General features: G+C 58.6%; 13 protein-coding genes and 2 tRNA genes. 2 read left to right on the top strand and 13 right to left on the bottom strand.

What is annotated here, in order from left to right:
• Window positions 1–236: 236 nt before the first annotated feature.
• On the top strand, window positions 237–1,508 hold the full coding sequence (locus tag DXD39_RS02440) for an Nramp family divalent metal transporter (protein ID WP_233541082.1): 1,272 nt from the start codon (window positions 237–239) through the stop codon (window positions 1,506–1,508).
• Window positions 1,509–1,975: 467 nt separating this feature from the next.
• On the opposite strand, the gene DXD39_RS02435 is transcribed toward DXD39_RS02440, so the two are convergent.
• The 6 genes from DXD39_RS02435 to DXD39_RS02410 all read right to left on the bottom strand — a co-directional run bounded on the left by DXD39_RS02435 (window position 1,976) and on the right by DXD39_RS02410 (window position 4,509).
• Window positions 1,976–2,119 (bottom strand): rubredoxin-like domain-containing protein, encoded by a 144-nt coding sequence (locus DXD39_RS02435; protein ID WP_006235327.1) that lies wholly within the window; start codon window positions 2,117–2,119, stop codon window positions 1,976–1,978.
• 88 nt (window positions 2,120–2,207) lie between these two features.
• Complete coding sequence (locus tag DXD39_RS02430; protein ID WP_117803004.1) at window positions 2,208–2,711, bottom strand: flavin reductase family protein; 504 nt, start codon at window positions 2,709–2,711, stop codon at window positions 2,208–2,210.
• Between the two features lie 155 nt (window positions 2,712–2,866).
• Window positions 2,867–3,337 (bottom strand): SsrA-binding protein SmpB, encoded by a 471-nt coding sequence (gene smpB / locus DXD39_RS02425; protein WP_006235325.1) that lies wholly within the window; start codon window positions 3,335–3,337, stop codon window positions 2,867–2,869.
• Window positions 3,327–4,244, bottom strand: a complete 918-nt coding sequence (locus tag DXD39_RS02420) for a hypothetical protein (RefSeq protein ID WP_117803003.1) — start codon at window positions 4,242–4,244, stop codon at window positions 3,327–3,329. Before DXD39_RS02420 ends, smpB begins: the two co-directional genes overlap by 11 nt.
• A 97-nt stretch (window positions 4,245–4,341) precedes the next feature.
• A tRNA-Glu gene (locus DXD39_RS02415) sits at window positions 4,342–4,418 on the bottom strand.
• A 17-nt stretch (window positions 4,419–4,435) separates the two neighbouring features.
• Window positions 4,436–4,509: transfer RNA gene (locus DXD39_RS02410), tRNA-Gln, on the bottom strand.
• A gap of 276 nt (window positions 4,510–4,785) precedes the next feature.
• Between DXD39_RS02410 and DXD39_RS02405 the strand changes: the two genes are divergently transcribed.
• Window positions 4,786–5,196: a hypothetical protein gene (locus tag DXD39_RS02405; RefSeq protein ID WP_117629499.1), complete on the top strand. Its 411-nt coding sequence runs from the start codon at window positions 4,786–4,788 to the stop codon at window positions 5,194–5,196.
• Between the two features lie 72 nt (window positions 5,197–5,268).
• On the opposite strand, the gene DXD39_RS02400 is transcribed toward DXD39_RS02405, so the two are convergent.
• The 7 genes from DXD39_RS02400 to DXD39_RS02370 all read right to left on the bottom strand — a co-directional run bounded on the left by DXD39_RS02400 (window position 5,269) and on the right by DXD39_RS02370 (window position 11,661).
• A complete protein-coding gene (locus DXD39_RS02400; protein ID WP_117803002.1) occupies window positions 5,269–5,628 on the bottom strand; it encodes an arsenate reductase family protein in 360 nt (119 codons plus the stop codon).
• A gap of 92 nt (window positions 5,629–5,720) precedes the next feature.
• Complete coding sequence (locus tag DXD39_RS02395) at window positions 5,721–6,773, bottom strand: MupG family TIM beta-alpha barrel fold protein (RefSeq protein WP_117803001.1); 1,053 nt, start codon at window positions 6,771–6,773, stop codon at window positions 5,721–5,723.
• Window positions 6,774–6,890: 117 nt separating this feature from the next.
• Window positions 6,891–8,321 (bottom strand): PTS transporter subunit EIIC, encoded by a 1,431-nt coding sequence (locus DXD39_RS02390; RefSeq protein WP_117803000.1) that lies wholly within the window; start codon window positions 8,319–8,321, stop codon window positions 6,891–6,893.
• A gap of 57 nt (window positions 8,322–8,378) precedes the next feature.
• Complete coding sequence (gene murQ, locus DXD39_RS02385; RefSeq protein ID WP_117803394.1) at window positions 8,379–9,302, bottom strand: N-acetylmuramic acid 6-phosphate etherase; 924 nt, start codon at window positions 9,300–9,302, stop codon at window positions 8,379–8,381.
• A gap of 10 nt (window positions 9,303–9,312) precedes the next feature.
• A complete protein-coding gene (locus DXD39_RS02380; protein WP_117802999.1) occupies window positions 9,313–10,164 on the bottom strand; it encodes a MurR/RpiR family transcriptional regulator in 852 nt (283 codons plus the stop codon).
• 204 nt (window positions 10,165–10,368) lie between these two features.
• Window positions 10,369–10,935, bottom strand: coding sequence for a VanZ family protein (locus DXD39_RS02375; RefSeq protein WP_147348095.1), 567 nt, complete (start codon window positions 10,933–10,935; stop codon window positions 10,369–10,371).
• 120 nt (window positions 10,936–11,055) lie between these two features.
• A complete protein-coding gene (locus tag DXD39_RS02370; RefSeq protein ID WP_117802997.1) occupies window positions 11,056–11,661 on the bottom strand; it encodes a recombinase family protein in 606 nt (201 codons plus the stop codon).
• Between the last annotated feature and the right edge of the window lie 29 nt (window positions 11,662–11,690).

The following is an 11,690-nucleotide window of genomic DNA, read 5'->3' as shown; positions in this document are numbered from 1 at the left end:
CTGTAACACGAGGGGCCGGTTTTTGCAGCCAACTGTTACAGATCGAGATTTTCCATAGGACCATTTCTTCCTGTCTTGATCTGTAACACCTAGGCCCAATTTCCATCCCTAGTTGTTACAGACCAAGACATTTCGGCAGCCCCCTTTCACCATCCCATTCAAATACGGCAATTTTGTTAGTCTTGGTTAACTTTCGAGCCTAAAACGGGTATCCTTTGCGGCGTCAAACAAACGACATGCAGGAGCGCACCATGATCAACCATCTCAAACAACACTTTGGCTCCCGACGCAGCGGTGGTCACGGAGGACTCGACATCGCACGGAATATCGGCCCCGGGCTGCTCGTGACCGTCGGCTTTATCGACCCGGGCAACTGGGCCTCCAATATGGCCGCGGGCTCGCAGTTTGGCTACGCGCTGCTGTGGATCGTCACGCTGTCCACGATTATGCTCATTGTGCTGCAGCACAACGCGGCACACCTGGGTATCGCCACGGGCGCCTGTCTTGCCGAGGCCACGACACGCCACCTCCCCCGCTTCGTTGGGCGCGCGGTACTCGGCAGTGCCTATCTCGCGACCATCGCCACCGCCATGGCCGAGGTCCTGGGCGGCGCGATCGCCCTTCAAATGCTCTTTGGGCTGCCCGTGCGTGCGGGCTGCGTTATCGTGGCGGCAGTATCGATGACGATGCTCATGACGAACTCCTACAAGCGTGCCGAACGCTGGATCATCGCCTTCGTAGGCGCGGTAGGACTCTCGTTTTTGGCCGAGCTTGCACTGGTCAAGGTCGACTGGCCGCAAGCCGCCACAAGCTGGATCACGCCCAGTATGCCCACTGGCTCTGCCGCGATTATCGTGAGTGTCCTGGGTGCGGTCGTTATGCCCCACAACCTCTTTCTACACTCCGAGGTCATCCAATCCATGCACTTCGAAGGCCAAGGCGAGCAAGTTATCGAAGAACGTCTGCGCTACGAGCTCTTCGACACGCTCTTTTCGATGGGCGTGGGCTGGGCAATCAACTCGGCCATGGTCATCCTGGCCGCAACGACCTTCTTTGCGCACGGCATGGTCGTAGACGACCTCGCCGTCGCAGCGGCCACGCTCTCCCCCATTCTGGGCCCGGCGAGCTCGGCCATCTTTGCCGTGGCGCTGCTGTTTGCGGGCCTCTCGAGTAGTGTGACGGCGGGCATGGCGGCGGGAACCATCACCGCGGGCATGTTCGACGAGGAATACGACATCCACGACCGACATTCCTCGATCGGGGTGGCGGCCTGTTTCGCCGGCGCTGTGGCGACGTGCCTGGTCGTCCCAAATCCTTTTGAAGGTCTCATCTGGAGTCAGGCACTGCTGTCGCTTCAGCTGCCGATTACGGTCTTTGTGCTCATACGGCTCACCAGCTCACGCCGCGTCATGGGCAAATACGCCAACTCGCGCCCGCTCAACGCGCTGCTCGTAGGGATCGGTGCCATCGTGACGATTCTCGATGTCGTGCTGTTGACCGGGATGTAATGGGGCGGGGCTCCTACCCAGACAAACGTCTCGATCTGTAACAGAAAGACCCGCTTTTGATGTCTAGATGTTACAGATCGAGATCATTCCGAGGGACAGCTCCGTTTGTCTCAATCTGTAACACGTAGACCCCGTTTTCACTGCTAGATGTTACAGATTGAGATCTTCTGCCGGACGGTTTTGGTTTGTCTCGATATGTAACAAGTGGCCCCAATTTCCACTTCTAGATGTTACAGATCGAGACATTTCTTCAGCTCCAACCTTTTGTCTCAATCCGTAACAGGAACACCCGTTTTGAGCCGTTAGATGTTACAGATTGAGACAAACGGTCGGCCGGACTCACGACAGGCAGAATCGGCTAACAGCAGCCGTGATCCCTTGGAGACGGAGGAAAAGGGCCCCGGCCGGAATATCCGATCGGGACCCTTGGACAGAGCTATGTTCGGCTTTCGCCGTATGTCGACGAGTTACTCCTCGACGAGCTCAAACTCATCGGGGCCGACGCCGCAGACCGGACACACGTAGTCCTCGGGCAGCTCGGGCGTGTCGACCTCAACCTCGTAACCGCAAACGGTGCACACGAACTTGTACGTCTTCTTCTCCTCAGCCATGATGTTCTCCTCTCGAACGTGACTGCTGGTGTACTTGCTTATTAGTATATATTCTCAATAATATAATGCAAGTAGTTTTACACCATTTCTATCCTTGATACGAAGACGCCTTGGGCGGCGTCTTGCCCTTCAGCACCTTGTGGTAGTAGTCATAGGTCAACGGAGTCTCGCCGCTCAGACGCTCGGCATCCTCGACCTCGCCAATAAAGAGCAGGTGTGTGCCCACGTCAACAGTGTCAATCAAACGGCAGCTAAACAAGGCCGCCGCATGCTCGGGAACATAGGGCATGCCCAGTGCGGTCTCGCGCGTCTCGTACTTGGCAAATTTGTCATAGTCGCTGCTGGTACGGAATCCAAAGTTGCCAATGTAGAGCATATCGGCCGTCTGATCGATCACGGTCAGCGCAAAGGCCTTGGCAGACGCGATAACACCAGACGTGACATTTTCCTTGTTCACGGCAACCGAGATGCGCGGCGGCATGGACGTCACCTGCACCGCGGTGTTGATGACGCAGCCGGCACGCAGCCCGTCGGCCGCAGCACTCACCACATAGAGCCCGCTCGGCATCGTAAAGAACGCAGTTTTGTCCATAACGATCACTCCCCTAACCCGGAATCGAACCTCATGGTTGTATGTACCCACAAAAAAGGCGGCGCCCATAACGGACGCCGCCTTTGGGGCATATGTGTCAAAACAGTTAGGAAGACGGGACGGGCGCAGCAGAGCACCTCCCGGAGAATTCGCTCCTAGCGATTACGCTCCTTGAGCGCGCGATCGATTTCGCGTTGGACATCACGCTTGGCCATGTCCTCGCGCTTGTCGTAGAGCTTCTTGCCTCGGCCCAGGCCCAGCAGCAACTTTACGCGGCCGTCGGTATTAAAGTAGAGCTCCAACGGAACCAGCGCATAACCACGGTTGCGAAGTTTGCCGTCGAGAAAGTCGATCTCCTTGCGATGCAGCAGCAGACGACGCCGACGGTCGGGATCGCGATTCCACACGCCACCATGGCTATAAGGGTGGATATGCAGGCCGACGAGCCAGCACTCACCGCCGCGGATCAGCGCGAAGGTATCGGTGATCTGGCAGGCGCGCTCGCGAATCGACTTGACCTCGGTGCCGCTCAGTTCAATGCCGCACTCAAAAGTCTCATCGATAAAGTACTCGTGATGTGCCGAGCGATTCTTGGAAATGAGCTTGCGTTCACGCTTACTGGGCATCGCCGGCCTCCTTGGCGCCATCGGAACCCTTGCCCGTAGCTTCGCGCTTAGCCTTGCGCTCGGCGTTGAGCTCGGCGTCGCTCTCGCGCACCAGCTTAATGATCGCCGCGCATGCCTCCTCGCCCACCAGGTCGCGGGCACGGACCGTCAGACGCGTAGCCTCCTGCTTGTCGCCGTCGCTTGCAGCATCGGTCGCGCACATGATCAGGCAGATGGCGATCTCGGCCGAAGGTGAGGTCGGCACGCCCTGCAGGGCGAGCTCACCCATCACGTGGTCGTCGCTCTCATCGGCGGCATCCGGATAGGTGGTATGGATCTTATTGAGCAGGCGCGTCGTATGCGCATCATTGGGCGCCAGGCGCAGCGCCAGACGCGCGCAGCCCACGGCAGCCGAAATGTTCTCGGTCTCGGGCTCCAAGAAGTACTGACCCAAGTTGGTGTAGGCGCGTGCGGCGCACTTACCGTCGCTCGCGCGCTCCAGCACCGAGAACGAGAGCGATGCCCACTCCTGCTTGTCCTCGAGCGCGCGGAACAGCTCGGCCAAGTCCAAGCGATAGTTGCAGTTCATGGGATCCCAACGCACGGCCTGCATCAGGGCATTCCGAGCACTCACATAATCCTGCTGGCGAATGTAGGCAAACGCCATGTCGGAGTACAGGCGGTCAAAGGGCACCTCGACCTGCACCAGCTCGCGCGGATCCTTTTCCACGCGACGGTAGGCCAGACGCTCAAACTTGCTATCGAAGCTAAAGTACTGACGGTTCTCTTCCGTCTTGCACTCAGCGTCGATATACTCCTCGGCGAGCTCCACCAGACGCTCCAGCAGCGGCGTCGCCGTAGCCAGGTCGCCCTGCGCCAGATAGTTCTCGGCATACGTGATGTCTTCCAAGCTGATAGGCAGGTCCATGACAACTCCTCGGTCCGGGCGGCAGACTCAACGCGCGCCTTAAATATCAGTCAATACACAAAACCCGGGTCTCTTACGAGGCCCGGGCGTTCAATTTTGGTAGCCCGTACCAGATTCGAACTGGTGATCTCCGCCTTGAGAGGGCGGCGTCCTAAACCGCTAGACGAACGGGCCATATGTAGCAAATGCAATGGCTGGGATGGAGGGAGTCGAACCCCCATTGACGGAACCAGAATCCGCTGTCCTGCCATTAGACGACATCCCAATGACTGCATCGCTGCGCTCGGCTGTGCCTTTGCGCAAGAAAGAAATATACGGGAAGTCCCGCCATGACGCAAGCCCCAATTTTGACTTTTTTGAAATTCAGTCAAATTGGCCTAATTTCGTCCAACCCGTGAAGGACCTGTGAAGCCGACCGCTGTACACGAAGGACAAAACGCCGCGAGCGGTAACCGTCAACCGTTGGCAGATTCTACCGCGAAAACGATAGCACCAGACAACACAATCGAAGTATCAATGATCGCGTAGATATCGAGGCGCCATGGACGAAGAGCTTGATTACCTATGGGAGACCCTGGGCCTCGAGATCACTGCTGACCTTTGGCCCGAACGGGACAAAATCCATCCCACCCTGCGCCCCGCCATCACGGTGATGCAGGCAAAATACCGCCGTGCATCCTTTTTGATCATGCGGATGTCATGGCACGCGGGACTCCCCGACCTTAAGCGAATCCAGGCAAGCCTCGTCGAGCTGTCCGGTATGCCGACTGTCATATCCGAGGCGCACCTGGAGCAGCGCCAACGCGAGCGACTGCAACAGCAGCGGATTCCCTTTATCTGCCCCGGTGTTCAGGCATATCTGCCCTTTATGGACGAGGAGTACTGGAGCGGCAAGCCCAACAAGCACGTAAAGGTCTACGGTCCGCACGAATGGGCACAGCTCAAGGATTGAGCCGAGCGAGCCCTCCGATGGAAAACACGTCCCACCCCGAGCGCTCAAAACGGGTCGCACTTTCCGCAGCCGCTACAGCAGCGCCTCGGTCCAAGCTGCTTCCCTAAAGCCGGGAATCGCAAAGTCGTCGCCCACCAACAGCGGACGCTTGACCAGCATGCCGTCGGTCGCCAGCAGCTCGTAGCACTCCCGATCCGTCATGCCCACATCTAGACGCGCCTTCAGGCCCAGCTCTCGATATTTCATGCCCGACGAATTAAAGAAGCGCCGCACCGGCAGCCCCGAACGAGCAATCCAGGTCGCAAGCTCATCGTCCGTGGGATTGTCCAAAACGATATCGCGGTCGATATACTCTACCCCGTGTTCGTCCAGCCATGCCTTGGCCTTCTTGCAGGTCGAGCACTTGGGATATTCAACAAACAGTACGGTCATGGGAATCCTCCGAATATAGATCGGCCAACGCAGGCACACGCCACACGAGGCGCCTTCGCATGATGGGCCAATTGTAGCCCACGGGTCACACACTAAACGAACCGTACCCCGAATCCGCGTTTGATGAACGGCAGCAGCTCCATTGCCTCGGGCGTGATATGACCCGCAACGTTCATGCGCTCGTCACCGGGAAGATCGACCCGCGCAATCTCAAGCTCGCCTTCGTAGCGCCCATAGCCGCTATTGCTCACAGCGATCGACCCCGCCTTTCGAAACAGGCCGGCACCGGCATCCGTCGGCACGGAATCCGGCTTAAGCGTCGTACGCGACTCCTGAGACCTAAAGATGAGGGTGCTCGAATCGGGCCGGTCGTGATGAATCTGCCCACGTACATAGGCATAACCGGGCTCAAGCTCGCATTGCAAGTCCACGTATCCGGCGGAAACTTGAGCAAACTGCGCCCAGCCCGCATCGGAAAGATCGGGGTCGCCGACCAACACAATGTCGCAATCGGCGCCATGTGCAAGCTCAAGCATGTTGAGGGCAACCTTTGACGCGCGACCGCGCTGCGCCTCGACCGTCGGCAGTCCCTCGAATACCGGCCCGCGAACGTTAGCATCACCCGGCACAAAAGCCATGATTTCGAATCCAAGCGCCGCAAGACGAAGATTCATCCGAGCAATGTCCTCCAGAGCTAAACCGGTATAAGGCTTGGGGTAAAAATTGTGGCAGGCGGCAAAACGAGTCACATCGGCACCGGCCTCACGCCACGATGCGATTTCATCAGAACTCACCGTCGATGCATTGACCACAATGCGAAATACACCGGACAGCTCCGCGACCCGCTGGGCGCTAAAGCCATAGTCCAAACGAAGGTATTCCAACCCCAGATCGCGCAGGTCCTCGATGCGCTCAAGCCCGAGCAAATCGCACGTGCGAGGCCCCACATCGGCAATGAGCGCAATGCCGCGGGCGGAAAGCAGCGACAGCACATGACGGACCTTATCGGCATATGCCGCTCCCCCATCCTCGGGAATATGCAGCGAGGTGAACGCATAGCGCGCACCCGCCGCGGCACCACGCTCAATTGTCCGCTCAATATCCTGCAGAGGGCTGGAAAGATAAATCGAAATACCCGTTTTCACGCTACAACGCTCCTTTAAAAAAGGCCGGCGGAGCAGTTAGCCCCGCCGGCACAACCATAGCATCAAGAAATCTGCCGCGCGCCGCGAGCCCTGAGCAACACGGCTCGCGATATCAAACTACTCGCCAAAGAACTCGTTGATCTTCTGCTCGTCGACGCCAAAGAACCACGTCAGGACAAAGCCGGCGGCATAGGCAAGCAGCATAGCGGCAACGTAGCCGAGCTGCTGGCCAGGAACGACGATCAGCAAGCCAAACAGACCGGAAACGCCCTGAGAAACCGTGCCGATGTGAAGCAGCGCCGCGAGCGCGCCGCCAAATCCGGCACCCAGGCAGGCCGTCACAAACGGACGAACGAGCGGCAGCGTAACAGCATACATCAGAGGCTCGCCCACACCCAGGATTCCAACGGGAATGGACTCTGCGACGTACTTCTTGAGCTTGACGTTCTTGGTCTTAAAGTACAGCGCCAGACCGGCACCGACCTGACCGCCGCCAGCCATCATAAGGATGGGAAGCAGGTAATTGATGCCCTTGGTAGCGCCGTCGGGATCGTTGAGCATAGCGTGGATCGGCGTGAGCGCCTGATGCAGGCCGACGGAAACCAGCGGCAAGAAGCCTGCCGACAGGATATAACCGCCCAGGACGCCCAGCTTCTCGAAGATAAAGGTCAAAACGCTAAAGATGGCAGTCGTCAGCCATGCGCCAACCGGCTGGATGACGAGCATCAGAGCAAAGGCGCCGATGATGAGCACCAGCAGCGGGGACAAGAACGTGTCGAGTACGTTGGGCATAACCTTGCGAATCTGACGCTCCATCCAGGCAAAAAATGCGCCAGCGATAAGAGCCGCGATCATGCCGCCCGCTGCGGGGTTGTACTGCGCATTGGTGAGCGGCAGCAGAATGGCAGTGGCAGGATCAGCCGCACCAGGCGCAAGCAGGGGCATAGCACTGTTGGCGATACACATCATGCCGGCGATGCCGCCCAGCGCAGCGGAGCCACCAAACTCACGTGCCGCGTTATAGCCCACCAAGATGGGCAGATAGGCAAACAAGGCCCAGCCCATGGAACGAATGCCCTGGTACCACCACTCGCCTGCAAGCGCGCCTGCCGTCGAGACGTTAATGACGTTGCAGATACCGTTGATGAGACCAGCCGCAATGATGCCGGGAAGCAGGGCGACGAAGACATTGGAAATCTTCTTGAGGAAGGCCTGAACCGGCTTAGACTCGTATTTGGCCTTCTGCGCGGCCTTGTTTGTGGCCGCAGCGTCAACCACGCTCTCGTCGGCAACGCCTTTCGCAAGGCCGGTGAGCTTGGAGCACTCCTCGAGCACCTTATTCACCTTGCCCGGACCCAGCACGATCTGCATCGTGTCGTCCTCGACCAGGCCCATCACGCCGTCGAGTGCCTTAATGCCCTCCGTGTCGACGTTGCCCGTGTCTTTGACGGTCACGCGCAGGCGCGTCATGCACGCCGCGTTTGCGAGCACGTTGTCTTTACCGCCCAAAAGGTCCAGCAGCTTTTGAGCCAGCTCTTTGTTCGTCATAACTCCTCCTTGTATTGGGTATCTCGTCTGGATGTCATATCAGCTCACGCCGCACACCTATTGGGCATCGGCATTGCTCTTCTCATGGCCCCTCACCGCAGCACGGACATGGCCGCGCGCCCGCTCAAGAGCTACCGCAGCCTGCTCGGCATCGCAGTCCAGCAGCACCGAGACAATAGCGGTTTTTACGTGGCCGCCGGCATCTGCAAGCGCCTGAACAGCGCGCTCGCGCGTGCAGCCGGTCGCCTCCATCACGATGTTCTGGCCGCGCACCACCAACTTCTCGTTCGTCTGCTGTACATCGACCATCAGGTTTTGGTACACCTTGCCAATCTTGACCATGGCACCGGTCGAAATCATATTGAGAATGAGCTTTTGGACCGTTCCCGCTTTGAGCCTCGTTGAGCCGGTCAGCACCTCGGGACCGGGCACGGGCTCAATGGCAAGATCCGCGCTCTCCCCGATCTTCGACCCTTGGTTACAGGCAATTGCGATGGTCTTGCACCCAGTTGCTTTGGCGTACACAAGGCCGCCCACCACATAGGGAGTACGACCGCTTGCCGCCAGGCCAACGACAAGATCCTTATCCGAGAGTCCACGCTCCCGCAGGTCGCTCACGCCAAGCTCCTCGCTGTCTTCGGCGCCTTCGACGGCCTTGATAAACGTCGTCTCGCCTCCGGCAATGAGCCCGACGATCAGATCGGGTGACACGCCAAACGTGGGCGGACACTCCGAAGCGTCGAGTACGCCCAGACGACCGCTGGTGCCTGCGCCCATGTAAAAGACGCGCCCGCCGCGCTCGAGTGCCTCAGCAGCCCAGTCGATTGCTGTGGCAACCTGGGGCAACACTTTCGTGACCGACTGGACGGCACGAAGATCCTCATCATTCATCGTCGTGACGATTTGCAGCGATGTCATCGTATCGAGGTCCATTGACCTTTGATTACGCTGTTCGGTCGTGAATTTTGTTAAATCGAGCATTTCATTCACCTCATCTTTCCTGTTTCTCGATGTAGTTTTGCTTAATGACATGCGTCGCCCGCTCGTAGTCGCTGGCAACGTAAGCAGCGTACAGGGCATCGACAACCATAAGCTGGGCCATACGCGAGGCCATGGCACCGCTGCGGACCAAGGGCTCGCTTGCAGCAACGCCGAGCACGGCATCGGCCATGGTGGCAAGCTTGGACGATCCATCTACTTTGGTAACGGCCACAACGAGACAGTTGTGACGTTGAGCCTCAGCAGTGCAGTCCAGCACCTCTTGCGTCAAGCCCGAGTAGCTAAAGGCGATTGCCATATCGCCCTCATGCATGTTCTTGGCACACAGGAGCTGATCATGCCAGTCGTCGTACAGATGGCACTCTTTGTCGACACGCATGAGCTTTTGCGCCAGATCGTGCGCGACCAAACGAGAGGCACCGATACCGAACAGATTGACCGCGCGTGCCCGCTTAAGATGGGCCGCGCATCGCTCCAAAACGGTGTAATCGAGCGTTCGCGCCGTCGCTTCGATCGTACGCACGTTGCTTTTCATCACCTTCCCCACGATACGTTCGACGCTGTCATCCATGGAGATGTCCTCGAGGGCAACGTCTTTCTTGTCACCCAAGAGCGCCAATTCAGCAATCAGTTCGCGCTGGAACTCCTTGTAGCCCGCAAAACCCAAACGCTTGCAAAAACGCAAAATGCTCGAGGGCGAGGAGAACGTGGCATCGGCAAGACTGCGGACGGACAGCCCGACCACCTCATGCGGATGAGCGCTTACATATGCGATGACATTGCGTTCCGCCGGGCTCGCGCTGAGTTCACGCTCGCGAAGCCGCAAAAGCAATCCGTTTGCCATCTCAAACACCTCCGTTGAGAAGAATTAAAGACCAACGAACGATTCGTACCGGATACAAACAGCTTTTGCGGTACATTGTGCCGCATCGTGGCGCACAAAGGGCGAGCGTTCTACCGCTCGCCCCTCAAATCCGACCGCTCGGAAATACGCGCGACACAAAATAATTCAACAAGGTCGCATTATCAGAAACGGGTTTGTTACCGGCTAGCGCCTCGCATGGGCGCCAATGGGGCGTGTCACGTGGTGCACCCATGCGGAGACCAACAGCACCAACAGCATGGCGACAACGTAACCCGCGGCATCGAAGCCCAGGTCGATCATGTCGAAATGACGGCCAGGAACAAAGATCTTGTGCACTTGGTCACCGACAGAGCAGACGGCGCAAAAGGCCAGGAGGGGCACGCACCGCAATCGAGTGGGCGACACACGCTTATCCAAGCACACCGCCGCCAACGAGGCAAACAGTCCTACAAAGAAGAACTCAACGGTATGTGCGACGCGACGAATGTTGGCACCCATCCACAGCCGAACGGGCGCAAGCGGGTCGGGATGAACGGTGGCAATCGTTGAATCCGCGCCCTCGGCGGCATCCCCCGCCTGGGACTCCTGCGCGGCATCGGACCGCACGTCCGCGGCCCGTCCTTCCACCGCGCGCGCAGTGGACTCGCTGAGCGACGACGTCTGCTCCACGTTCTGCTCCGTCAGCATCCAAATACTTGCCAGCGTCACGGCCAGCAGGACAACCGAAATCCATCCGACTATGTGCTTCACACGCGCCAAGGGCTAACCTCCGTCATTTTTTGAGCAGCAGCGAGTGTACCCCCAAATGCAGTTGCCGCCGTAGCGAAATCCAAAATGTTCGAATCGGGGCGCCAAAGGACCGTGGCGCCCCTACTCCATCTCGCGCATCCAGCGATCAAACGTCCCCACGCACACGCCTAGCCGCTTTGCCGCCTGACTCCGCGTGATATCACCCGCCTCGTAGGTATCGCGCACCAGCTCGAATTGCGGGGGACAGGGCTTGCGGGGCCGGCCAAAGCGCACGCCGCGCGCTCGCGCCGCCGCAATGCCCTCGGCTTGGCGCCGGTGAATGTTCTCGCGCTCCACCTGCGCCACATAGCTCAGCAGTTGCAAAACAATATCGGCAATCAACGCACTCGTCACGTCCGACCCACCACAGTCTCTGGAGCGCGTGTCGAGCAATGGCATGTCCAGCACCACGATGGCGGCACCGAGCTCTTTGGTTATGCACCGCCATTCCTCGAGGATCTCGCTGTAGTTACGGCCCAGCCGATCAATGGAAAGTACCACCAGCACATCACCGGAATCCAACGCGCACAGCAGCTCGCGATACCGCGGTCGATCGAAGTCTTTGCCGCTCGCATGGTCGGCAAAGATATTCGCCGGTTCCACGCCATAGGCGCCCAGCGCATCCAGCTGCCGATTCAGATTTTGATCACGCGAGCTCACCCGCGCATACCCGTACACCGTTGCCATCTCATCCCCGCTCTCTCGTAAACCTCCCA

Source organism: Collinsella sp. TM04-29 (genome assembly GCF_003466565.1).
Taxonomy (GTDB): Bacteria; Actinomycetota; Coriobacteriia; order Coriobacteriales; family Coriobacteriaceae; genus Collinsella.
Note: the sequence above shows the minus strand (reverse complement) of the source record. Positions and strands in the feature narration are given on the sequence as shown.

What these genes read in the sequence shown, in the direction of transcription:
- DXD39_RS02440 (WP_233541082.1), top strand. Translation starts at nt 237, where the DNA reads ATGCAGGAGCGCACCATGATCAACCATCTCAAACAACACTTTGGCTCC.
- DXD39_RS02435 (WP_006235327.1), bottom strand. Translation starts at nt 2,119, where the DNA reads ATGGCTGAGGAGAAGAAGACGTACAAGTTCGTGTGCACCGTTTGCGGT.
- DXD39_RS02430 (WP_117803004.1), bottom strand. Translation starts at nt 2,711, where the DNA reads ATGGACAAAACTGCGTTCTTTACGATGCCGAGCGGGCTCTATGTGGTG.
- smpB (WP_006235325.1), bottom strand. Translation starts at nt 3,337, where the DNA reads ATGCCCAGTAAGCGTGAACGCAAGCTCATTTCCAAGAATCGCTCGGCA.
- DXD39_RS02420 (WP_117803003.1), bottom strand. Translation starts at nt 4,244, where the DNA reads ATGGACCTGCCTATCAGCTTGGAAGACATCACGTATGCCGAGAACTAT.
- DXD39_RS02405 (WP_117629499.1), top strand. Translation starts at nt 4,786, where the DNA reads ATGGACGAAGAGCTTGATTACCTATGGGAGACCCTGGGCCTCGAGATC.
- DXD39_RS02400 (WP_117803002.1), bottom strand. Translation starts at nt 5,628, where the DNA reads ATGACCGTACTGTTTGTTGAATATCCCAAGTGCTCGACCTGCAAGAAG.
- DXD39_RS02390 (WP_117803000.1), bottom strand. Translation starts at nt 8,321, where the DNA reads ATGACGAACAAAGAGCTGGCTCAAAAGCTGCTGGACCTTTTGGGCGGT.
- murQ (WP_117803394.1), bottom strand. Translation starts at nt 9,302, where the DNA reads ATGCTCGATTTAACAAAATTCACGACCGAACAGCGTAATCAAAGGTCA.
- DXD39_RS02380 (WP_117802999.1), bottom strand. Translation starts at nt 10,164, where the DNA reads ATGGCAAACGGATTGCTTTTGCGGCTTCGCGAGCGTGAACTCAGCGCG.
- DXD39_RS02370 (WP_117802997.1), bottom strand. Translation starts at nt 11,661, where the DNA reads ATGGCAACGGTGTACGGGTATGCGCGGGTGAGCTCGCGTGATCAAAAT.